22 protein-coding genes and 1 pseudogene are annotated in these 22,479 nt (G+C 44.5%); 8 read left to right on the top strand and 15 right to left on the bottom strand.

Features of this window, described 5'->3' with window-relative positions; all coding sequences use genetic code 11:
* Positions 1-10: 10 nt before the first annotated feature.
* On the top strand, positions 11-1,429 hold the full coding sequence (locus V6D41_RS18425; protein ID WP_333519213.1) for an MDR family MFS transporter: 1,419 nt from the start codon (positions 11-13) through the stop codon (positions 1,427-1,429).
* Positions 1,430-1,471: 42 nt separating this feature from the next.
* Here V6D41_RS18425 and V6D41_RS18420 read toward each other — a convergent pair whose 3' ends face one another.
* From V6D41_RS18420 to yclN, 4 genes are read right to left on the bottom strand one after another with little or no spacing between them, the layout of a single operon-like run.
* Complete coding sequence (locus tag V6D41_RS18420) at positions 1,472-2,428, bottom strand: siderophore ABC transporter substrate-binding protein (protein ID WP_333519212.1); 957 nt, start codon at positions 2,426-2,428, stop codon at positions 1,472-1,474.
* A 21-nt stretch (positions 2,429-2,449) separates the two neighbouring features.
* A complete protein-coding gene (gene yclP / locus V6D41_RS18415) occupies positions 2,450-3,208 on the bottom strand; it encodes a petrobactin ABC transporter ATP-binding protein YclP (RefSeq protein ID WP_087993033.1) in 759 nt (252 codons plus the stop codon).
* Entirely contained in the window at positions 3,202-4,149 is a 948-nt protein-coding gene (gene yclO, locus V6D41_RS18410) for a petrobactin ABC transporter permease YclO (RefSeq protein WP_333519211.1), read from the bottom strand. The genes yclP and yclO overlap by 7 nt, the downstream gene beginning before the upstream one ends.
* Complete coding sequence (gene yclN, locus V6D41_RS18405) at positions 4,142-5,092, bottom strand: petrobactin ABC transporter permease YclN (RefSeq protein WP_333519210.1); 951 nt, start codon at positions 5,090-5,092, stop codon at positions 4,142-4,144. Before yclN ends, yclO begins: the two co-directional genes overlap by 8 nt.
* Positions 5,093-5,477: 385 nt before the next feature.
* Between yclN and V6D41_RS18400 the strand changes: the two genes are divergently transcribed.
* The 3 genes from V6D41_RS18400 to V6D41_RS18390 all read left to right on the top strand — a co-directional run bounded on the left by V6D41_RS18400 (position 5,478) and on the right by V6D41_RS18390 (position 7,337).
* The gene (locus V6D41_RS18400; protein ID WP_333519209.1) at positions 5,478-6,842 is read left to right on the top strand and encodes an aspartate kinase; all 1,365 of its coding nucleotides are present in this window, start codon (positions 5,478-5,480) and stop codon (positions 6,840-6,842) included.
* Positions 6,843-6,991: 149 nt separating this feature from the next.
* A complete protein-coding gene (locus V6D41_RS18395) occupies positions 6,992-7,105 on the top strand; it encodes a YjcZ family sporulation protein (protein WP_039075856.1) in 114 nt (37 codons plus the stop codon).
* Positions 7,106-7,241: 136 nt separating this feature from the next.
* Entirely contained in the window at positions 7,242-7,337 is a 96-nt protein-coding gene (locus tag V6D41_RS18390) for a YjcZ family sporulation protein (protein WP_148962990.1), read from the top strand.
* Positions 7,338-7,436: 99 nt separating this feature from the next.
* Here the strand turns inward: V6D41_RS18390 and phrC are convergent, their stop codons facing one another.
* The 4 genes from phrC to yclJ form a co-directional block, all read right to left on the bottom strand.
* Positions 7,437-7,559: a phosphatase RapC inhibitor PhrC gene (phrC, locus tag V6D41_RS18385; protein WP_333519208.1), complete on the bottom strand. Its 123-nt coding sequence runs from the start codon at positions 7,557-7,559 to the stop codon at positions 7,437-7,439.
* Positions 7,543-8,691 carry a response regulator aspartate phosphatase RapC gene (rapC, locus tag V6D41_RS18380; RefSeq protein ID WP_333519207.1) on the bottom strand — a complete coding sequence of 383 codons (1,149 nt, stop codon included), beginning with the start codon at positions 8,689-8,691 and terminating at the stop codon, positions 7,543-7,545. The genes phrC and rapC overlap by 17 nt, the downstream gene beginning before the upstream one ends.
* 162 nt (positions 8,692-8,853) lie before the next feature.
* Positions 8,854-10,269 carry a sensor histidine kinase gene (locus tag V6D41_RS18375; RefSeq protein ID WP_148962988.1) on the bottom strand — a complete coding sequence of 472 codons (1,416 nt, stop codon included), beginning with the start codon at positions 10,267-10,269 and terminating at the stop codon, positions 8,854-8,856.
* On the bottom strand, positions 10,256-10,939 hold the full coding sequence (gene yclJ, locus V6D41_RS18370) for a two-component system response regulator YclJ (protein ID WP_333519206.1): 684 nt from the start codon (positions 10,937-10,939) through the stop codon (positions 10,256-10,258). The genes V6D41_RS18375 and yclJ overlap by 14 nt, the downstream gene beginning before the upstream one ends.
* Before the next feature lie 212 nt (positions 10,940-11,151).
* Between yclJ and V6D41_RS18365 the strand changes: the two genes are divergently transcribed.
* Positions 11,152-12,612 carry an ABC transporter permease gene (locus V6D41_RS18365; protein WP_333519205.1) on the top strand — a complete coding sequence of 487 codons (1,461 nt, stop codon included), beginning with the start codon at positions 11,152-11,154 and terminating at the stop codon, positions 12,610-12,612.
* Positions 12,613-12,627: 15 nt separating this feature from the next.
* The gene (locus V6D41_RS18360) at positions 12,628-13,308 is read left to right on the top strand and encodes an ABC transporter ATP-binding protein (RefSeq protein WP_289346457.1); all 681 of its coding nucleotides are present in this window, start codon (positions 12,628-12,630) and stop codon (positions 13,306-13,308) included.
* 101 nt (positions 13,309-13,409) lie between these two features.
* Here the strand turns inward: V6D41_RS18360 and V6D41_RS18355 are convergent, their stop codons facing one another.
* Genes V6D41_RS18355 through gerKA form a run of 3 tightly spaced genes read right to left on the bottom strand, consistent with a single transcriptional unit; the run spans position 13,410 to position 17,410 of the window.
* Positions 13,410-14,534 (bottom strand): spore germination protein, encoded by a 1,125-nt coding sequence (locus V6D41_RS18355; RefSeq protein ID WP_333519204.1) that lies wholly within the window; start codon positions 14,532-14,534, stop codon positions 13,410-13,412.
* Positions 14,535-14,559: 25 nt separating this feature from the next.
* On the bottom strand, positions 14,560-15,786 hold the full coding sequence (locus tag V6D41_RS18350; protein ID WP_333519203.1) for a Ger(x)C family spore germination protein: 1,227 nt from the start codon (positions 15,784-15,786) through the stop codon (positions 14,560-14,562).
* Positions 15,776-17,410, bottom strand: coding sequence for a spore germination protein GerKA (gerKA, locus tag V6D41_RS18345; RefSeq protein WP_333519202.1), 1,635 nt, complete (start codon positions 17,408-17,410; stop codon positions 15,776-15,778). The genes V6D41_RS18350 and gerKA overlap by 11 nt, the downstream gene beginning before the upstream one ends.
* Before the next feature lie 125 nt (positions 17,411-17,535).
* On the opposite strand from gerKA, the gene V6D41_RS18340 reads away from it, so the two are divergent.
* Positions 17,536-17,757 (top strand): hypothetical protein, encoded by a 222-nt coding sequence (locus tag V6D41_RS18340; protein ID WP_148962981.1) that lies wholly within the window; start codon positions 17,536-17,538, stop codon positions 17,755-17,757.
* A gap of 13 nt (positions 17,758-17,770) precedes the next feature.
* Here the strand turns inward: V6D41_RS18340 and V6D41_RS18335 are convergent, their stop codons facing one another.
* The gene (locus V6D41_RS18335; protein WP_333519201.1) at positions 17,771-19,525 is read right to left on the bottom strand and encodes a right-handed parallel beta-helix repeat-containing protein; all 1,755 of its coding nucleotides are present in this window, start codon (positions 19,523-19,525) and stop codon (positions 17,771-17,773) included.
* A 279-nt stretch (positions 19,526-19,804) separates the two neighbouring features.
* On the opposite strand from V6D41_RS18335, the gene V6D41_RS18330 reads away from it, so the two are divergent.
* Entirely contained in the window at positions 19,805-21,283 is a 1,479-nt protein-coding gene (locus V6D41_RS18330) for a peptide MFS transporter (RefSeq protein WP_333519200.1), read from the top strand.
* Positions 21,284-21,322: 39 nt separating this feature from the next.
* Here the strand turns inward: V6D41_RS18330 and V6D41_RS18325 are convergent.
* The 3 genes and pseudogenes from V6D41_RS18325 to bsdD form a co-directional block, all read right to left on the bottom strand.
* Positions 21,323-21,760 (bottom strand): annotated as a pseudogene (locus V6D41_RS18325) (alpha/beta fold hydrolase); the annotation flags it as partial.
* Between the two features lie 29 nt (positions 21,761-21,789).
* Positions 21,790-22,254 (bottom strand): pyridoxamine 5'-phosphate oxidase family protein, encoded by a 465-nt coding sequence (locus V6D41_RS18320; protein WP_333519199.1) that lies wholly within the window; start codon positions 22,252-22,254, stop codon positions 21,790-21,792.
* Positions 22,251-22,478 (bottom strand): phenolic acid decarboxylase subunit BsdD, encoded by a 228-nt coding sequence (bsdD, locus tag V6D41_RS18315; RefSeq protein WP_333519198.1) that lies wholly within the window; start codon positions 22,476-22,478, stop codon positions 22,251-22,253. Before bsdD ends, V6D41_RS18320 begins: the two co-directional genes overlap by 4 nt.
* Between the last annotated feature and the right edge of the window lies 1 nt (position 22,479).

Genomic DNA, 22,479 nt, shown 5'->3' with positions numbered 1-22,479 from the left:
GGGATATGTATTGGATAAAAGTATTGCACCAAAACCTTTTAATCGTTCTATCATTGTCGGCATTTTATTAGCCGGGGCGTTTGTCGCGATTTTGAATCAGACGCTGTTAATTACCGCGCTTCCCCATATTATGAGGGATTTCAATGTAGATGCCAACCAAGCGCAATGGCTGACAACTTCATTTATGTTAACCAATGGGATTTTAATTCCGATTACGGCATTTTTAATTGAAAAATTTACGAGCAGGACGCTGCTCATCATAGCAATGAGCATTTTCACTGCCGGAACAGTCGTCGGAGCGTTCGCGCCGAACTTCCCGGTTCTGCTGACAGCGCGTATCATTCAAGCAGCCGGTGCCGGTATTATGATGCCGCTCATGCAGACCGTATTCCTGACGATCTTTCCGATTGAAAAGCGTGGCCAGGCTATGGGTATGGTCGGATTGGTCATCTCGTTCGCGCCTGCAATCGGGCCGACTCTTTCCGGATGGGCAGTCGAAGCTTTCTCTTGGAGATCTCTATTCTATATCATTCTTCCGTTTGCTGTGATTGATTTAATTCTTGCCAGCATCCTGATGAAGAACGTGACGACTTTAAGAAAAACACAGATTGATATTTTATCAGTGATCCTATCGACATTTGGATTCGGCGGGCTTCTGTACGGCTTCTCAAGCGTTGGATCTTATGGCTGGACCAGTTCAACTGTCTTGATTTCACTGCTGGTGGGTGCTGTCGCACTTATTTTATTTATTACTAGACAAATGAAACTTGAAAAACCGATGCTGGAATTCCGCGTCTTTACGTTTGGCGTTTTCAGCTTAACAACACTGCTTGGAACGCTTGTCTTCGCACTATTGATCGGTACGGAAACCATCCTGCCGCTTTATACACAAAACGTCAGAGACGTCACAGCTTTTGATACAGGACTCATGCTTCTTCCGGGAGCCATTGTGATGGGCTTCATGTCACCGATCATCGGCAGAATCTTTGACCGTGTCGGCGGAAGAGGGCTGGCAATCGCCGGTTTCTGCATCATCTTCCTGACATCGCTGCCGTTTATGCAGCTGACCGACCATACGTCACTCGCTTGGATTGTCGTTTTATACACTGTTCGTCTTTTAGGTACCGCCATGATCATGATGCCAGTGACGACAGCCGGAATCAATGCGCTGCCGCGCCATCTGATCCCGCATGGAACAGCGATGAACAACACGATTCGCCAAGTGGGCGGCTCGATCGGAACCGCTCTATTGGTATCCGTCATGAGCAACCAGGCGGCACAAGCAGGTACGGAAAATGTGAAACACGCCGCCCTGCACGGCATGAACGCCGCATTTCTCGTGGCAGCCTGCATCGCACTAGCCGGCTTCCTTCTCTCATTCACATTAAAGAAACCTCAGCGCCCTGCCGAACAGCAGGCGGCACGCTGATCACATAAAAAGGCCCCCGCTTTTTAGCGGAGGCCCTTTTGTTTACTTCTCTAAACCGTCTTTTACTTCTTTAATCATTTGCGTCATAGACTCAAGTCCGCCTCCAGATAAGTACCAAGTAGCAGAATCAAGGTAGACGACATGATCATTTTTTACTGCGTTTACGTTTTTCACGTAATCATTTTCAACGACTTGCTTTGTAGATGATGTTTCTCCGATTGCTGTACCGCGGTCAATGACAAACAGGTAATCCGGGTTTGTTTTTGAAATGTACTCGTAAGAAACACTTTGTCCATGAGTAGAGGCTTTGATGTTTTTATCAGCCGGTGTCACGCCGAATACGTCATGGATCAGGCCGTATCTTGATTTAGAACCAAAGGCGCTGATTTTGCCGTCGTTCGCCATGATGACGAGACCGTTTTTGTTCAGCTTTTCAGCTGTTTTCTTAAGATCCGCAATTGAGTTATCAATTGTTGCGAGTTCGTCTTTCACTTCATCTTCTTTATCAAAGATCTTGCCGATTGTTTCTGCGTCTGACTTAAATGACTCCATGTACTTCGCTGTGTCCACGCCAAGGTAAATCGTCGGCGCGATTTTAGAGAATTCTTTGTAAGACTCAGATTGTCTTCCTGAAATAATGATCAGATCAGGGTCTATTTCAGCCACTTTTTCAAAATCCGGCTCTTTTAAGCTTCCGACATCTGCATATTTGTCATCTTTGAATTGGGACAGATATTTAGGAAGGGCTTGTTTCGGCAGGCCTGCCACTTTATCATCAAGGCCGAGTTTATCTAGCGTATCTAAGCTTCCAAAATCAAACACGACTACTTTTTTAGGGTTTTTTGGCACTTTTGTGCCGTCTTTGTCCAGCAGGTGCTTCACTGTGATTTGTTCATTCTTTGAATCAGAACCTTTGCTGCTGCTTGCGCTTTGGTTTCCGCATGCAGAAATGACAACTGCCGTCACCAAAGCGATGAATAATAATGCAAACTTTTTCATGCTCTTCACCTCTTCTATATATTAAGAAAAATAAACACCTATTCTTTGATGATCAATCGTCTGAATCGGGATGGTCATATCGTAGATTTCTTCAAGCACAGAGGTTTCAATAATCTCCTCGGGCGGCCCCTCTTTTACGATTCGGCCGTTTTTCAAGGCAACGATATGATCGGAGTAGACAGATGCGAAGTTGATATCATGAATAACGATCACGATTGTTTTTCCAAGCTCCTCCACCAGCCGTTTCAGCAGTTTCATAATTTCAACTGAATGTTTCATATCCAGATTGTTCAGCGGCTCATCCAGAAAAATATAATCGGTGTCCTGGGCAATGACCATTGCGATAAATGCCCTTTGGCACTGTCCGCCGCTCAGCTGATCCAAGTATTTGTCCTGAATGTCTTCCAGTTTCATATAGCCGAGCGCCTGGTTGATATGACCCCAGTCTTCTTCTGTCAGCCGGCCTTGTGAGTAAGGAAATCTGCCGAAGCTGACGAGATCTTTGATGGTGAGCCTGATATTGATTTGGTTCGCCTGCTTCAAAATGCTCATTTTTTTAGCAAGCTCTTTGCTGTCGCATGATCCAATCTCTTGGCCGTCTATGAAAATCTCGCCGGAATCTTTTTTGATCAGGCGGCTCATTATAGACAGCAGCGTGCTTTTGCCGGCGCCGTTTGGACCGATAAACGAGGTAATTTTGCCCTTTTGAATCGTGACTGACGTCTCTTCAAGGACCACTTTCCCGCCATATTGTTTGCTTACATTTTTGACCTCTACCATGATTTATTCTCCTTTAACAGCAAGTAGATAAAATAAATCCCGCCGGCAAAATTGATAATGACGCTCAGCGTCGTTGAAAAGGTAAACACTTTCTCAACTACAAACTGTCCTCCCACCAGCGCAATGATGCTGATGAAGACGGAGCCTGCGATTAAGTATGAATGCTTATATGTATTCAGGAATTCTCTCGCCAGGTTGACGACAAGAAGGCCTAAAAACATAATCGGCCCGACTAGCGCTGTTGAAACAGAAACAAGGATCGCAACCACGACCAGCATCTGCTTCACCACTTTGTCGTAGTCAATGCCCAAATTCACGGCGTGCTCGCGCCCAAGCGACAGCACGTCAAAAAACTTCGTGAAACGCCAGACGTAAACGCCTGTCAGCAGGAAGATGATGAACGCGAGCCATAACAAATCCGTATTGATGTTGTTAAAGCTGGCAAACATCTTGTCCTGCACCACTTGAAACTCATTCGGATCAATCAGCATCTGCATAAAAGAAGACAGGCTGCCAAACAGTGTGCCAAACACGATTCCAACGAGCAGAAGGAAAAAGATATTTCTCCCCTCTCCCTTAAACATGAGCTGATAAAGAACAAGGGAAAACAGTATCATCAGCAGAACAGAGATGATAAAGTTTATGTTTTTATTCATGATGACCATATTGGCAGAACCAAACAAAAAGATAATGCCGGTCTGAATCAGCATGTAGAGAGAATCTAGGCCTAAGATGCCCGGCGTCAGAATGCGGTTGTTCGTAATCGTTTGAAAGATCATCGTCGAAAACGCAATCGCTCCCCCCGTCAGCACAATGGCGGCGACCTTTTTGATTCTTCTCGGCAGGGTGTAATCCCAATTGCCTATGTCATAAAATAAAAACAAGCCGATACATACAATGGATAAACCAACGAGCAACGCAATTTTCATCTGGTTACGCATACGCTTTTCTCCTTAACAGCATAAACAGGAAAATGCCGCTGCCGATGATTCCGACCATCAAGCCAATCGAGATTTCATAAGGGAAGATAATGATTCTGCCCAATATATCACAAAACAGCACAAAAACCGCTCCCAGCAGCGCCGTGTGTGGCAGGCTGTTCTTCAAATTGTCTCCTCTGTAAATCGATACAATATTCGGGATGATTAAACCGAGAAACGGAAGCATACCGACAGTCAAAATGACAAGAGACGTGATCAAGGACACGATCATGAGCCCGATGTTCACAACCCGCTTGTACTTCAGGCCGAGGTTGACAGAAAAGCTTTCTCCCATACCGGCCACTGTAAATTTATCCGCATAGAAATAGGCAATGATGACGAGCGGAATACTCAGATAAAGAAGCTCGTATCGTCCTTTCACGACTAAAGAGAAGTCTCCCTGGAGCCATGATGACACATTCTGGATCAAGTCATATTTATATGCGATAAATGTCGCGATGGAACTGACGATATTCCCGAGCATTAAACCGACAAGCGGAATAAAGATGGTGTCGTTAAACTTGATTCTTGCAAGGATTTTCATAAAAAGAAAATTTCCTGCAAGGGCAAAGACAAACGCGATCAGCATTTTGATTAAAGGACTGGCGGATGTAAACAGCATTAAAGAAATTAAAATGCCGAGCCTCGCCCAATCCACCGTGCCCGCAGTTGTCGGTGACACGAATTTGTTTCTGCTGATCTGCTGCATAATCAAACCGCAGATGCTCATGCTTAAACCCGCGATAATGATGCTGATCAATCGCGGCAAACGGCTTGCAAACAGCGTTGACGCCTCTTGTTTGCTTAAATCAAAGAGATCAAGCGGCGACAGATCTTCTACGCCGATAAATACAGATGTGACTGCTAATATGATAAGTAGAATAAATAAGTAACGTAGCTTCATGCTGCCTCCTCACATCCTTACAGCAAAAAGAACGTATCTCCTACTCCGCAAGGACTCAAAACAATATGGCCATATAGTAATTGATTATCATTATCATTTACATATTACCATTTTTCTAGTGTTAGTCAATATTCTTTCAAAATATTAACCTAGTCATGTATTTAATTTTACTAATCATTCTAATCATTTTCCATCCCAAATCGTTAGGTTGTTTACCATATTTATCTTCAAAACGCATGCATACAGGTAGTTTACCTGACATAATTCCTCACGGAAAATACAAATGTTCACTCCAGAAAGAAATTACCCCTTGATTTACAGGTCTGAAAGAGAGATAATAAATACTAAATTTGTGTGAAAATTTTAAACATTAGGAGATGTAAACATGAAGGTCGTTAAATTCGGAGGCAGCTCACTCGCTTCAGGCGCCCAGCTTGAAAAGGTGTTTGACATCGTAACCTCAGACCCGGCACGGAAAGCTGTAGTCGTTTCAGCTCCGGGAAAACGCTATGCTGAGGATACGAAAGTGACTGATCTCTTAATCTCATGTGCAGAACAATATTTGGCATCAGGCAGCTCCCCTGAACTGGCAGAAGCTGTTGTGGAACGGTATGCCCTCATCGCAAATGAGCTTCAGCTGGAGCAAAGCATTATCGAAACAATCCGCGATGATCTGTTTACGCTTTTAGAAGGAGATAAAAGCAATCCTGAGCAATATCTTGATGCAGTCAAAGCCAGCGGGGAGGATAACAACGCCAAGCTGATCGCCGCCTATTTCCGCCATAAAGGCGTCAAAGCGGAATATGTCAACCCGAAGGATGCCGGCCTTTTTGTGACACATGAACCCGGCAACGCGCAAGTTCTTCCTGAATCCTATCAAAACCTCTATCGTCTTCGGGAACGTGACAGCCTCATTATTTTTCCCGGTTTTTTCGGATTCAGCAAGGATGGCGATGTGATCACATTCTCACGGAGCGGTTCTGATATTACCGGTTCCATTCTCGCCAACGGACTTCAAGCTGATTTGTACGAAAACTTTACAGACGTGGACGCTGTGTACTCTGTCAATCCGTCCTTCGTTGAGAATCCAAAGGAAATCAGCGAACTGACATACAGAGAGATGCGGGAGCTGTCCTATGCGGGCTTTTCAGTTTTTCATGATGAAGCGCTCATTCCGGCGTTCAGAGCGGGGATTCCCGTACAAATCAAAAATACGAACAACCCGTCAGCCCAAGGCACCCGCGTCGCAAGCAAGCGGGATAACACAAACGGTCCTGTCGTCGGCATTGCCAGCGATACCGGCTTTTGCAGCATTTATATCAGCAAATATTTAATGAACAGAGAAATCGGATTTGGCCGCAGAGCCCTTCAAATTCTGGAGGAGCATGGTTTGACGTATGAGCATGTTCCATCGGGAATTGATGACATGACCATCATCTTACGGGAGGGTCAAATGGATGCCGTCACTGAACGCAGCGTGATCAAACAGATTCAAGAGGAGCTGCACGCTGACGAAGTGATTGTCGAGCATCATCTCGCACTGATTATGGTTGTTGGAGAAGCGATGCGCCACAATGTCGGCACAACGGCAAGAGCGGCCAAGGCATTATCAGAGGCAAAAGTGAATATCGAAATGATCAATCAGGGATCATCTGAAGTAAGCATGATGTTCGGCGTAAAAGAAGCCGAAGAAAGAAAAGCCGTTCAAGCGTTATATCATGAATTTTTCGCGGGCGTACTGATCTCTTAATTACATAAATAGCGGGCGCAAACGCCTGCTATTTTTTTATGCCCATTTGGCTCATAGCTGTGTCCATTTTTCTCTTGTCCTCTAATGGCCCTGACAAACGGATCTGTTCTGCATATCTTATAGTATCCATTATAGGGAGGTGAAGCCTTATGTCAGGATACACTGGCGGCGGCGGTTACAATAATTCATTCGCTTTAATCGTTGTATTGTTTATTCTTTTGATTATTGTTGGAGCGGCTTATGTAGGCGGCGGCTTCTACTAAACCTTTTTCACTTACCTCGTATGGCGCCGTAAGACAAATTAATCTTACGGCGTTTTTGTTTTTTATATGGTCCATACCCAATCCTCTGTGATCATTCAGCATATGATAATGTAATCTCACAAGGAGGTGGCACAAGATGTCAGGTTATGGAGGAAACTCATTTACTTTGATCGTTGTGTTATTTATCCTCTTGATTATTGTGGGTACTGCATTTTATAACGGGGGATACTAAGAAAAATATTCTCCGGTGAAGAGCAGCGCCGAAAGATACATGTCTTGCGGCGCTGTTTCTGTAAAAAACCCCTTCTCACTAATGAGAAGGGGCTGGTTCTTACGTCATTCCTCTTTCCGCCACATGAAAGTCGAGTGCTTCCACGTTAGCAGAGACGCCAGCCGCTGTAAAAATCGCAGCCGCGGCTAAACAAATAACAAACAACTTAGATTTCAATTTCATACAAACCTTCACTCCTTTGTATTTGTTTTCTTGCCTCTTCAACTTTTAGAAAGTAGGAAGCAGACAGTTTAAACCATTTCTGTTCATAGTAATATTTTGCTACTTCTAGGGCTAAATCCTCTATATCAGCGTACATATTTTTATTTTTTAAGTATTGGAAACATCGTTCGATTCCTATTTCATTGGGCTGATCCTGATATAGGGATTTCAAAAATTCGAATTTTACCGCGTAATCTGCATCGTCTGTTTCTTTAGCATATTCATAGCCCCGCTTGTGATATTCCGAAGCTTTATCATGTTTTCCCCGTTTATAATAAATCAGGGTGATTAAAAAATAGGCTTGCGGCAGTGAATTGATAATCCGGCTGCTTTCAAACGTGGAGACCGCTTTTTCAAAGTAGTCAATAGCAGGGTCGAGAATGTCTTGATTGTAATAGCATAGTCCGAGATTGTAGTACGCTCTTCCGACCAGCTGGGCTTTTTGTTCTGCTTCGGCCATATCGAGCGCCAATTTAAAATGGCTTGCGGCTTGTTCAAAATTCCTTTCATCCATCAGGTTAACCCCGTAGACGAAATGGCATTGAATGATTCTCACATTATAGGTTTCCTGCTCCACATAAATTTCATAGGCGTTTTTTATATTGATCAGTGAAAAGTACGTTTGCTTCATATAATAATAAGCTTCCGCGATTTTAAAATAGAATTCAGCCCGTTCAATATGGTCTGCGACAAAGGAGAGCTTCTTTTCCGCCTGTTTATAGTATGTAATGGCAGAAATAAATTCCCGCTTATCAAACTCATACATCCCGCGGAAAAAATTCACATAGTAGTCGAGCAACCCTTTGAGATCCGCCTGGTTGCTGTCGATGTTTCTTGATAATTCAGACAGGCTTGGCTGGTCCTCGATATTTAATTTCTCTAACGGCTCAAGATAATCAAGCATAAGCTGGTGGCGAAATTCCATTAGTGAATAATAGAGCAGCAAGTTGGAATCATGCTGCATGTGTTTCAGTTCCTGCTGGATTTCAGCTTTTAACACTTCGGCATCCGGCACGCTGAATGTGCGGATATATTTGTACCACTCGTTAATTTTTTGACCGACCGCTGAAGAAGGAATTACCCCGCTCTTCATTCCTTCACCCTCTCCCATCAAAAACTGTTTATGTCATATTTTATCATGTTTACAGACCGTCCCAACCCGAAAAACACGCAATCTTTGTTTCGGGAGCACGCAATAAACCGAAGTGATACGCAAAAAAGGCGGTTGCACCTCATGATGCCGCCGCCCTGTATGTTATGGCTGTTTTGCCGTTAAAGGAAGGCGGATGATGAATGTTGTGCCTTTTCCTTCCTCACTCTTGATTTCTACTGTGCCCTGATGCATTTCAACGAGCTGCTTGACGATGGAGAGACCGAGTCCGTATTCCCCGTATGCCGTGTTCGTTCTTGAAATATCAGCTTTGTAGAACCGCTCCCAAATATGCTCAATATCCTCTTTTGAGATGCCGACTCCTGTATCTTCAATTTCGATAATCGTCTCTTTATATCCTTCTATTCCGCGTAGCCAAATGTTACCGTTTTGCGTAAATTGGATGCTGTTTTTTGTCATGTTGACGAGGATTTGAATGAGTCGGTCGTAATCGGCGTGAACGATGACGTGATCCTCTACCTGAATCGTCAGCTTGTTTTGCTTTTCTTCCGCCTGCTGTTCCAAGTGCTCTTTCACAATTTCAAAAACCTCAATCAGTGGAACATCGAGCTTGTTCAAGGTAATTTGCTGGGATCTGATTTTTTCATAATCCAGATTTTCTTTGACGAGCCGCAGCATGCGCTTTGTTTCCTCACTGATGAGCGAGAAGCATTTTTCCTTCTTATCATCAGGAATCGTATGGCTGTTCAGTCCTTCAACCAAGCCGTTAATCGTCGTCAGCGGTGTTTTTAATTCGTGTGATACATCAGCGATAAACTGCCTTCTCCGCTTCTCAAGGCGGTCGATTTCATCCCTTGATTGCTTTAATTTTTTCGCCATGATCGTAAAATCAGACGCCAGCACGCCGATTTCGTCCCCGTAGCTGCTTTCCAAGTGAATGTCATAATCACCGGAAGCCACTTTATCCGTTGCTTCTCTCAGCTTTTCAATCCGTTTCACATGGAATTTCGATAGCAGCCAGCTAACGAGAATGGAAATGGCAAGCGTGCTGATCACGGCATAAAACATGTAGAGATTAACTTGATTGACCATCTGTTCAACACCGCTGATCGGAGAAACCAGCACAACCGCGCCTTTAAATTCATTCTGAATCATGATTGGCTGTGCAACTAGTGAAACTTCTTCATTAAAGCGGCCATCCGATCGAATCATGACAGTCTGCCCTTTTTTCAGCTTAGACCATTCTTCTTTTTTCAGTTTATCCCTTGGCGGGAACCCTTCAGGAAGAAAATAAGGCTGCTGTTTTTCATCAAAGAGGAGAAACTTTGTCTTTCTCGTGCCCAGTATATCCTGATACGGGTACAGCCTGTGCATATCAATCTGGCCGCCTTGGAATTCGTTTGCGATCTGCACCGCATATGACGTCAATTCCTCTACTTTGTTTTGATAGGCAAACTCTTTCACAAAGTGGGAAAAGAGAGAAATGATAATGACAAACGCTAAAATTAAAATACTGATATGGCTCAGCAGCAGCTGATATAAATATTTAATCTTCATCAAATTTATACCCTACTCCCCACACCGTATACAGGAAAGGCTTGTCCTCGCTGGAAAGCTTTTTCCGCAGCCGTTTAATATGAACGTCGACAGTTCGCTCATCTCCGTAGAACTGATAGCCCCAAACCTGCTCAAGCAGCTGTTCTCTGGAGAATACCTGCCGCGGATTTTGGACCAGGTAATAAAGCAGATCGAATTCCTTCGGCGTGAGGTTTTCCACAGGCTCTCCGTTTAAGAATACTTCTCTCGTCTTCTTATTAATTGTAAAACATTCAGATTCGATCATATCATCATCCATAACCGCCTTGCCTGTCGCCTGATATCTTCTGATAACGGCTTTGATGCGGGCAACCAACGTCAGCGGACTGAACGGCTTCGTGACATAATCGTCCGCTCCCATCTCAAAACCGATAACCTGATCTGATTCAGTGTCTTTGGCAGTCAGCATGATAATCGGCACCGTGCTTGTCTCTCTTATTTTTCTGCAGATGGTCACGCCGTCCATAGAGGGAAGCATAATGTCCAAAATGATCAGATCCCAATTATCCTCCGCAAAACGCTGGTACCCCTCTAACCCGTCATGAACGAATTCCGCTTCAAAACCTTCCTTAAAAAAGAACATCTCCGTCATCGTACATACACTAATGTTATCTTCTATCATTAATATTTTCATTGTATCCTCCGGTTGTTTTGATGCTTTTCTATATCATAGCACCATTTTATACAGAAGGTTTTGTGTTTCACATTTGTTAGTTTTTATTTAACCAACTAGCAATACATTGTTCATAGTTTTTTCATACCTTAGGACTACTATTAATTTAACAGCAAGCGGGCCCGCTCCATAGGCGGCCTTATCAATAAAAATACCTATACGGAGGAACATACATGAACTTTATCAAACGGGCCTTTTGGAATATGAAGGCGAAAAAGGGAAAAACGTTATTGCAATTATTTGTGTTTACAGTCATATGTGTCTTTGTTCTGTCAGGCCTCACCATTCAGTCGGCAGCACAAAAATCAAGCGAACTGGCCAGACAGGAGCTCGGCGGAAGCGTGACGCTCCAGGTGGACCGCCAAAAGCAAATGGAAAAACAGCAGGACAGCGGAGAAAAGCGCAGTTTCGAATCAACACTGATCAAAGTGTCTGATGCGAATAAGCTTGCAGCACTTGATCATGTGAAGAGCTACAACTACATCACGTCTGCTTCAGCCAACGCGGGAAACTTTGATGCGATTGAAAGCTCTAGTTCAAGTGATTCCAGTTCAAGCAGTTCAAGCACAAATACGAAAAACAGCCAAGGCGGCGGACAAGGCGGACCGCAAATGGTTCAAGCCGATCTTTCGATTGAAGGTGTCATCAGCACAGCGTTAGTCGATGATTTCTCTGACGGAGATTCAAAAATCACAGACGGACGCGCGATTACAAAATCAGACGTCGGCAAAAAAGTAACAGTGATTAATGAAACATTAGCGGAAGAAAATGATTTAAGCGTAGGCGATTCGATCACAATTGAATCAGCAACGGATGAAGATACAACGGTGAAGCTGAAGATTGTCGGTATCTATAAAACAACGTCTTCAGGCGACGACCAAGCCCAGAATTTCTCTTTTTTAAATCCTTACAACAAGCTGTACACACCTTACACAACAACAGCGGCGCTGAAAGGTGACGACTATAAAAACACAATTGACTCAGCTGTTTACTATATGGACGATGCGAAAAATATGGATAATTTCGTAAAAGCAGCGAAGAAAACATCAATTGATTTCGATACGTACACACTGAATACAAACGACCAGCTTTACCAGCAAATGGTCGGTCCGATTGAAAATGTGGCTTCATTCTCTAAAAACGTCGTGTACCTTGTATCAGCGGCTGGCGCGGTCATTCTCGGCCTGATTGTTATGATGTCAATCAGAGAACGAAAATATGAGATGGGCGTTTTAATGGCCATCGGTGAAAAACGCTGGAAATTGATCGGACAGTTCTTAGCTGAGATTTTGATCGTGGCCGTTATCGCCATCGGTCTTGCATCAGTGACGGGAAATCTAGTCGCAAACCAGCTCGGAAATCAGCTTTTATCCCAGCAGGTCAGCTCATCAACTGATTCAACGCAAAACGCAAGCGCACAAAGCGGACAAATGCCTGGCGGCGGCATGGGCGGAATGTTCGGCCACAGCTCAGCAAACACGAATGTCATTGATTCACTGAACGTCGCGGTTTCTATGAACGACATGCTTGTTCTTGGCGGAATCGGCAACTTAATCGCCATCATCGCAACATTGCTGCCGTCTATTTCAGTACTGCGGCTCCATCCAAAAACGATATTGACAAAACAGGAATAGAAAGAGGCGAAACCTATGAGCTTATTAGAATTTCAACAAGTCGGCTACTGGTATAAAGACAAGAGCCAACCATTGTTTCAGGATATCAACATCAGCTTTCAAAAAGGAAAATTCTACACGATCGTCGGCACATCAGGGACAGGAAAAACCACTTTCCTGTCTCTGGCAGGCGGACTTGACGCACCAAAAGAAGGAACGATTCTTTACGGCGGAAAAGCTGTTTCCAAAATCGGCTTAACAAATTTCAGAAATCAATATGTATCAATTGTCTTTCAGGCGTACAACCTGCTCCCATATATGACGGCTCTTCAAAACGTCACAACCGCCATGGAAATCACAGGTTCTAAAGAAAAGAACAAAGAAGCGTACGCGCTGGAAATGCTTCAGAAGGTCGGCATCAATGAAAAACAAGCCCGGCAAAAAGTGCTGACACTGAGCGGCGGACAGCAGCAGCGGGTTTCAATTACAAGGGCTTTCTGCTGTGACACGGATCTCATCGCAGCCGATGAACCGACAGGGAACCTTGATGAGGATACATCAAAAGAAATTGTGCGGCTCTTTCAAGATCTGGCGCACAAGGAAAATAAATGCGTCATCATGGTGACGCACGATGAGCAAATTGCGAAAGTATCGGACATCAACATCAGGCTTTCAAGAGGAAGCTTTACTGTGAAGGAAAACGTCGCAGTCGTATAACAAAACGCGCCTCTGCCAGTGCAGACAGGGGCGCAACCTATATCCCCCTTTTATATAGAAGTGAACGTAAAAAGAGCGGCGGCTGCATCCCCCCGCTCTTTTTATTGTTTCTTTTCTTCCGACGGCTTTAATTTCTCTCTTCTCTTCTTTTTCCAAACGGCTATGATAAACAAGAAAAGCGGAAACAAAAACTGAAAAGGCAAATGAATATAGAGCGGCACCACATTCAGGCCTTCGTTCAAATGCTCCGAAAAGTTGGTCGCAATTGTAATGGAAAGGACTAAGATGCCAAATCCCATCGGATAAGCCAGTTGAGAAGGGTTCTTTTCCTTAAAAAGCGTGGACGCGCCCACCACCACCGCGTATAAATAAAGGCTGACCTTAAAGAAACCGCCGATAATCAGCGCCAGCATAAAAAAGACATCGAGACGGTCTAAAAATTCTTCAACCTTGATCGTCTGAATTGTGCTTAATAGCGGAAACTGAGATCTCAATGTCAAATCACCATCAAGCACACTGATATTAATGGCCACGGTAAGCGTCACAACCAATCCGCTGATGATCATGGCAAGCATCCCCGTTTTTTTTACACCTTTACGATCACTGAGATAAGGAAAAATCATCACAAATAAAACAACCTCACCGAACGGTACATACATCGTTTGCGTAAAAACAGAGTGAACGATAGGATAAACGCCGTCTGCTAAAACTGGTTTTAAATTTTGCGGTTCTACAGAGCCTGATACAATAAGCAGTACGAGACCGAGCGCACCTAATAAATACATGGCCCCAAAAAGAAGTTCCGCTGACCGGGCCAGCACTTCAATCCCTTTTCTGACTGCATAAATGCTTACAACTATTAATAGCGCATTGACAATAATGATAGGTGTATCATGATATGCAAACGTCAGCAGCATTTCTCCGAAGTCACGCAGCACCCGTGCGGCAATATAGGCAAAGTATAAGATATAGAGAAAAGAAAAAATCCAGCTGAGCGTAGTGCCGAGCATTTCATCCATATATTCTTTCGGGGAAAAGTCCGGGTAGCATTGGTATATGCCCTGATACAAATAAAACAGAAACAAACCGGCCGCACAGCCCAAAAGCACTGCTATCCAGGCATCACGGCCCGCAATCGTCCCCGGGGTAATCAATAAGGAGCTGCCCAGCTCAAAAATGATAATCATGACAAACAGCTGCCTTATGCTGATTTGGGCTTTTTCCATCTGTCACTTCCCCTTTCTCCAAGGCCTATTCATGGTCAAGCTGGTGCCTGATCGGATTATTACGCAATCCCGTTCTTCTGATATACGTCTCCGCCTTTACATCGACAGGCAGTTCAGGCAAATACTCTTTGTCCCATGTGCGTTTCATTTTTTCCCACTGCTTCGGATACTTTCTGTAGATCGTCTCTCCAAATCCGATAAAATCTATTTTATTCTTTTTAATGGTTTTAACAGTTCTGCTGATTTCATGTTCCAATTCTTTGTTTAGCGCTTTTTCGATACTTGCCAGCACCTTTGGATCAGACAATTGAAACGGGTATTTGACCGCGTCTATGATGCCTTCGACAGTGACATGAACATGAATTCGCGGGCGGCCGTTGCGCATCTCGGGGCTTAGCTTTGTGACTTGATGCGTGATCTGTAAGCTTACCGCATCTTTTGTCTTGCCCCAATCGGCATTAATATACGTGTGCTGAATTTGATTCTTAAGCCAAACCACACCGGAGCTTACCGTATCATCTTCAATCCAATATTTTAAATGGCCGGTTTTATCGAAGACCGCTAAACCGTTCGCCTGAAGAATCGCTTTCGGATCAGTCGTCTGTGTGTTTTCCAGGCTGATCCCTTTTTCGCTGTCACCGATCATCAAATACCCGGGTATGACCGGCGCTTGTGTCGAAGCAGCAAGAGTTTTTATGACGTCCTGAATATTTGTTTTAATGACCCGCCCATATTGGGCCTGTGTAAAGTCGAGTGTTTTATTGACTTTATTTGACGGAATTTTGTCAATCGGGGTCAGGGTTTTCACAATGTTTTCCGCTTTTGTTTTATGAGCGATGACCACTGTGGCTGTTGTTCTGAATTCTGTGTCGCGGTCAAGATTATCTAACACAAAATCCAACCCTTCCTCTTTCGCCAGCTTTTCACTGATCACGATCAGATTCGTATGGGCAAAGTAAAGCCGCCTTGATACTTTCATGGAGGCTTTTCTCAGCGCTTCCGTCATGTTGTCGCCTTCAATCGAATAAACGGATACAGGCGGCCTGTCTCCCGCGCCGCCTCCCTGAAGCCCGCCGGCTACATTTCCGGGATTGATAATTTGAAAATGCAGTACATAGTTTCCTTCATTTGTTCTATCGATGCCAATTGCCGAAATAATCGCCAGGTCCGTCAGTTCCCGCTTATCCCAGCAGCCGGGCAGCACAATGATGCTTAAAAGCATGATAACGGCTAATACACGATTACGTATCATCCTTATCCCCTTCTTCCAGTTCTTTGTTCACCATTCCGCGTGAAGCGTCGGGCAAAGGCCGCTGATGTTTTGACTGGCGCACTTTATCTTTCTTACTGATTGATTCCGGCCGTTTTTCATCGGCCCACCACGGCACCCTAAACAGCGTGTCCTTTACGCCTTGAGAAGAATAAGGAGCAAGCGGCGACATATAAGGAACGCCAAAGGAACGAAGGCTGCATAAATGGACAATCATGATAATAATTCCTAAAATAAGCCCGTAAAATCCCATAACAGCTGATGCAATAATAAAGATGAACCGAATGAGCCGGGCTGAAATCGCCATCGCAAACGCCGGTGTTGCAAAGCTGGCAATAGCCGTGAGGGCAACGATGATGACCATGGCCGGAGAGACGATGCCAGCCTGTACGGCGGCCTGCCCGATAACAAGCGCACCTACGATAGACACCGCCGAGCCGACGACACGCGGAAGCCTGACTCCCGCTTCTCTGAGGATCTCAAACGCAATCTCCATCGTGAGTGCTTCGACAACAGCCGGAAATGGGACAATTTCCCGCTGAGCGGCAATGACAACCAACAGCTGTGTAGGAATCATTTCCTGGTGAAACGTCGTGGCCGCCACATAAACAGCCGGCGCCACAAGTGAAATAAAAAAGACTAAAACCCGCAGAATCCTTATGCTTGTCGCAATGTCAAAGCGCGAATAATAATCTTCAACAGACTGAAAGAATTGAACAAATAAGGCCGGGGCAATCAGAACAAACGGCGTTCCATCCACAAGGATCGCAAATCTTCCTTCCAGCAGATTTCCCGCTACAACATCAGGGCGTTCTGTATGATACATGGTCGGAAACGTTGTAAATGTTTCATCTTCAATCAGCTGCTCGATATATCCCGACTCTAAAATACTGTCAATATCTATTCTTTTCAGGCGTGAGCGAACTTCCTTCAGCACCTTTTCCTCACAAATGCCATGAATGTACATCAGCGCGACATCCGTGTGTGTTACAGATCCGATTTTCATTTTCTCTACCCATACATTCGGATTTTTGATGTATCGTCGGATCATGGAAATATTGGTTTGAAGAGACTCTGTAAACCCTTGGCGCGGGCCGCGAAAGGACACCTGGGTGCTCGGCTCTTGGATGGAGCGCTGTTCTCCGCCCTGTGTGCTGCAGATCAGCGCCTCTTCTGAATCGTCTGCAAAAACCAGCGCATTGCCGAGCATTAATTCAGAAAAAAGCTTGTCCCAATCCTTATCCGCTTTCACCCCGCCCAGCGGAAGCGTTTTTTCTAGAATCTGCTGGATCGCATGAGAATTTTGAATGGACTGGTCCTCAACCAAAGGCTCAATTAAGGATTCATGAAGCGTGTTATTATCGACCAGACCCGCAATATAAATAACGGCGAGGCGGACACGCTCCTGTTCCCCGATTTTGATCTCGCGAATGATGACATCAGCGCTGCTTCCGACTTCCTTCTTCATTTCCGCTATGTTTTTTTCCAAACTTGGGGAAATGAGAACCGGCCTTTCTTTTTCTTTCTGCTGTTCGTGATTCTTTTCTTCTGTATTCTGCTTGTCTTTTGCATCGGTAATGTTCTTTCGCTTTGAAAATAAAGGCATACACAAATACCTTTCTTTGTCGTTTTCTCATATTCTCCCTTTAGGCGTTAAAATTATGCATGTGTCCGGCGAACGGTATAACTCTCTGATAAAGATAGAAAATAATAGGCGGAGGGTGATCAATCTTGAAGATATTAGGCGTGACTGCGCTTTTATTGTTTTGTCTGTTAGTTATTTCTGTTTTCATGGACACGCTGCAAGGGTTCAGTTTGACAAAAGCCATATACAACAATATGTCCAGCTTCAAAATGACAACGTTTGCTGAGTGGATTGTGTTTTTATTTTTTATGTTGGAATTGAGCAGAGAAATATTCTTGATGTATAAATCAAAAAAAAAGAACCCCTAGAAGGGGCGTTTTTTCAGACGATTATATTGCCGTCTGCGGTATCGCTGCTATGTTTGCTGATGGTTCCTTTGAAAATGCGATTGCCGATGATTTTCGAATTGGTTGAGGTGTTTGTTTGAATGGCTGTCGCCGTGCCTGCGGAGAGGTTATTGATGGTGTTTCCAGAAATGATAGAGCCCGCAGAACCGTTGATATACATGACTATCGGATTTCCGGCTGTTCTGTTGACTGAAATGGTATTATCCAAAATCTCATGCACACCGGCGTTGATATAGACGGTGACCAAAAGCGGAGATCTTTCAAAGTGGTTGCCGATAATTGAGGTTTTCGCACTTGTGGAACAGTAAATCGGGTAATTTTTAAACTCTTTACATGTATTGTTTTTGATGATAGCGCTCGCATTGTTTGTAACAGAAACAGTATATGATTCTGGGGCTGCTTCAAACGCGTCAGGATTCAGTGTATTTCCTTCAATCACCGCGTTTCCTTGAGCGATCCAGATCCCCCGGCTGAATTTTCTCAGCACATTATCTTTAATGATCATCTCGCCCCCGGAAATATTCACGCCGTCAATGACTTGAATGAGGCAGTTATTCAGAAATGCGGTATCATCTGACAGCACTGCGCGAAGGCCGGTACTGCGCCTTGTTTCAGACAGTCCGTTTTGAATCTGGTTGCCGTCTACCTTTACGTCGGATGACTGATAAACCAATATCCCTGTGTTTTCAAAGTTGCTGATTTTGTTGTTCGTGACAAGCACGCTCTTTCCCCTGACATCAATCCCGGTTGAAAACCCGGTAATGAGATTGCCGGCGATCACCGCATCACTGCTCTCTTTTCCTTGTGACACACCGAGTCCCGTAATCCCGACTCTAGGCGCAAGAGCCGCGTCTTTCTCCCGTCTGAGAATATTTCCTTTGATCACAGTCTGCGCTCCATACCCATAGCTGATGGTATTGTCTGAGTGGTTTCCTTCTATTGAAATGCCGTACCCGTTAAAATTGGTCACAGAACTTGAGACATTCCCTATAAAATGGTTATTGCGAATGGATACATTGATCGGTTCTTCATAGTCAACATCGCCTTCGCCATATCCTTCTATGTCAATTCCGAATTTCGGCGCTGTTCCATTCCCCGTTCCGGCGTCTTCAATCACGCATTCCTCCACCGTGACCCTGTCACATCCGGTAATAGAAATGTTATTTCTCCTCGACCGCCGAACCTCACAGCGGCGAATGGTAATATGCTCTGACGTTCGATAATCATTATTTGTCTTTAATCCCCTCGGACTGACAATGATCCCGTCGCCGGTAAAATCAGAAATTTTGACATCATCAATGACGACATTCAAACATCCTTCAATACATATGCCGAAGCCCCATTCATGGGTTGACCTTACCCCCGCGGACGCATACGTATGCTCATCGCGTTCGCCGATAATTTGTCCTCCGGAAATGGTGATATTTTCTTGCTTGCCTACATAAAATGCGGAATAACCCCACGAACTGTTCGGGATGACTTTGATGATACACTCGGGGTCCATCACAATCTCAAGGTTGGCGGGAACTTTAATCCCCGCGTTTCGAAACTTCTGATTAGGATCTGCTCCAAGCGTTCCGTCTATTAAATAGGTTCCCTTTGGAAACCAGACCGTATGATATCCTTTCGAAACAGCCGTACTGAGGCACTGATTAATCAGTTCTGTTGAATCCGTTTTACCATCTCCTGAAATACCGAAATCCGCCGCATTTAATATGAATTCAGCCAATTGCGAGCCTCCTTCTCCATGATTACTATCATGATACTCACAAAGGCCCGATCCGCTTGTACATCTCTCTAAAATTTTATTGAAAAAATATAAAGGAATCGTTTTGTAATAAAACCTTACGAAAAAGGATTTAATCATTAGGACAAAATCACTATTTTTATACATTTATAACTTTTCCATTATGGAACTATTTGAAATGCGTATAAATTATATTGACACAAGTATTATATAAGAATATGATTTTTATAATACACTTTTTTAAGAAAGGGTTTGGCTGACATGGCTTCGATTGATAACGAAAGTATCATCAAAAGCGTCCCGCAAAAAGGGTTCTTTGGTCACCCGCGGGGACTATTTACGCTATTTTTCACCGAATTTTGGGAGCGTTTCTCTTACTATGGAATGAGAGCAATCTTACTTTACTATTTGTATACAGAGACGGTAAACGGAGGGCTTGGCTTTGACAAAGGCACAGCGGTTGCCATTATGTCAATTTACGGATCACTCGTATACATGTCCACTATTATCGGCGGATGGCTCGCTGACCGGGTATTCGGAACCGCAAACACCGTGTTTTACGGCGGCATATTCATTATGTTCGGCCACATTGCACTCGCCTATCCGGGCAGCGCGACAGCATTCTATATCAGCATGGCACTTATCATTATCGGAACAGGCTTATTAAAACCAAACGTTTCAAGTGTGGTTGGAGATCTTTACACGAAAGAAGACCCGCGCCGCGACTCAGGTTTTAGTATTTTCTATATGGGGATTAACCTTGGCGGTTTACTCGCGCCGTTAATTGTCGGAACACTCGGACAGAAGTACAACTATCATCTTGGCTTCGGAGCTGCCGCAGTCGGAATGCTTCTCGGGCTTATCGTATATGCTCTGACAAGAAAGAAAAACCTCGGGCTTGCAGGCTCAAATGTGCCGAATCCGCTGTCTAAAAAATCTGCGATTGGTACTGGAATCGGTGTTATCATTGTGGTGATCGCAGTGATTATTTCTGTACAAACAGGCGTGCTGACGGTCAATGGTTTCATCGACCTTGTCAGTATTCTCGGTATTTTGATTCCTATTGTTTACTTCATCATCATGTTTACAAGCAAAAAAGCGGACAAAACAGAAAAATCTCGTCTTGCCGCTTACATTCCTTTGTTTATCGGTGCTGTCATGTTCTGGGCCATTCAGGAACAGGGAGCGACCATTCTTGCGGTATACGCTGATGAACGCACAAGGCTTTCATTGGGCGGATTAGAACTTCAGTCATCTTGGTTCCAATCATTAAACCCATTGTTTGTCGTCATTTTCGCGCCAATTTTCGCGTGGCTATGGATGAAGCTCGGCAAACGCCAGCCGTCCACACCAGTTAAATTCTCAATCGGAATTATTCTAGCTGGATTGTCATTTATCATTATGGTATTCCCGGCTATGCAAGGAAAAGAAGCACTCGTAAGCCCGCTTTGGCTCGTTCTCAGCTTCCTGCTTGTCGTGCTTGGAGAGCTGTGCCTGTCTCCAGTCGGTTTATCCGTCACAACGAAACTGGCGCCAGCTGCATTCTCTGCACAGACAATGAGTATGTGGTTTCTGACTAACGCAGCAGCCCAAGCGATCAATGCCCAAGTAGCCGGATTATTTGATAAAATTCCTGAAACAACTTACTTCGGCACCATCGGCTTGATTTCTATCGTACTTGGCGGCATTCTTCTGCTGCTTTCGCCGATCATCAAGCGTGCGATGAAAGGGGTCTTATAATAAGAAACAGCCCGCGGATTTTGACCTGCGGGCTGTTTCTTATTTATCCGTCCTTTTGCTGAAGCTTTGATCTAAGGCTTGCGATTCTTCCAGCATCGGCTGATGGCCGCTACCCTCAAAAATTACCTTCTCCACATGGGAATATAAACCGTCAACAATATCCCACAGCGCAACAGGGGCGACCAGGTATTCATATCTCCCTTATCCGATGGACACCGGCATTTGAACATCTGCTAACCGCTTAATAAGACAAACCCGGCAAATGTATGGCCCCATCATTCATCAATGATCGGCATATTCGTGAAATCACCATCCCATAGAGCAGCATGCGGCCGCTCTTGATAAAAGCTTTTCGCCTCAGCGCTTCGTACACATGTGTACGAAGCGTCTCTCAGGATCTTTTTTAATGTCTTGCTGCAAATTCGCGATGTCTTTTTCAAAGCGTTTCTTTCTCTCAAGACCGGCTGTTTCTAAAAAAACGATTCACTTTTTTCGAGCTGTCTATATTACTGTTTTAATTCCTCAAGCGTCTTTTCCCATCTGTTCAGCACCTTATCAGGGCTGTGAAGCCGGATACGGACACCGGAAGTCAAATCAGCATATTTAGCAACGTCTTCCTTCACCGAAACGACGCAGCAGGCAAAACGTTCTCTGTCATATTCGGCTTCTTGCAAAGGCGGCAAAGGCTCACATTGCAGCTTTACATAATGGGCTGATCCCTTCCACCATGCCGTGAACTGCGCTTTTCCTGTCCGAAGGATGTTGGCGGCAGTCACTGTGTTTTTCCACAGAGCGATTCGGATATCTGTCCGGCTTAGAGCGATAATTTCTCCCACGCTGATCATAGCGGCGTGCGGCCAGCCATCCTCCGATACCGTTTGCAGAACGAAAGCCTCCTGCTGCTTCTCCTTCAGGCGATTCCCGTCAAGCAGCTCAAAGAGACGGTCTGATATACAACTCACGCTGATCAAGCCTTTCGTTCCGGCACAGCCGGAACTTCAATTGCTGTTTCAGTTTCCTTCGGATTAATTTTAAACGCCGGACTGTATTTCGCGGGATTTGTAATGCTTTCCGGCTCACAGGATCTCCATGTAAAAAAGCATGTTTGGCACTGGTAAACTTCCCATGCGCCTTTTACAGGCGATTTGCTCATGACTTCTCCCTTTTTTGAATCGCATCGAGGACATGTATGCATA

The sequence above is a fragment of the Bacillus sp. 0102A genome (assembly GCF_036765155.1).
Classification (GTDB): Bacteria; Bacillota; Bacilli; order Bacillales; family Bacillaceae; genus Bacillus; species Bacillus subtilis_G.
This window is presented reverse-complemented; position numbering and strand designations above follow the sequence as displayed.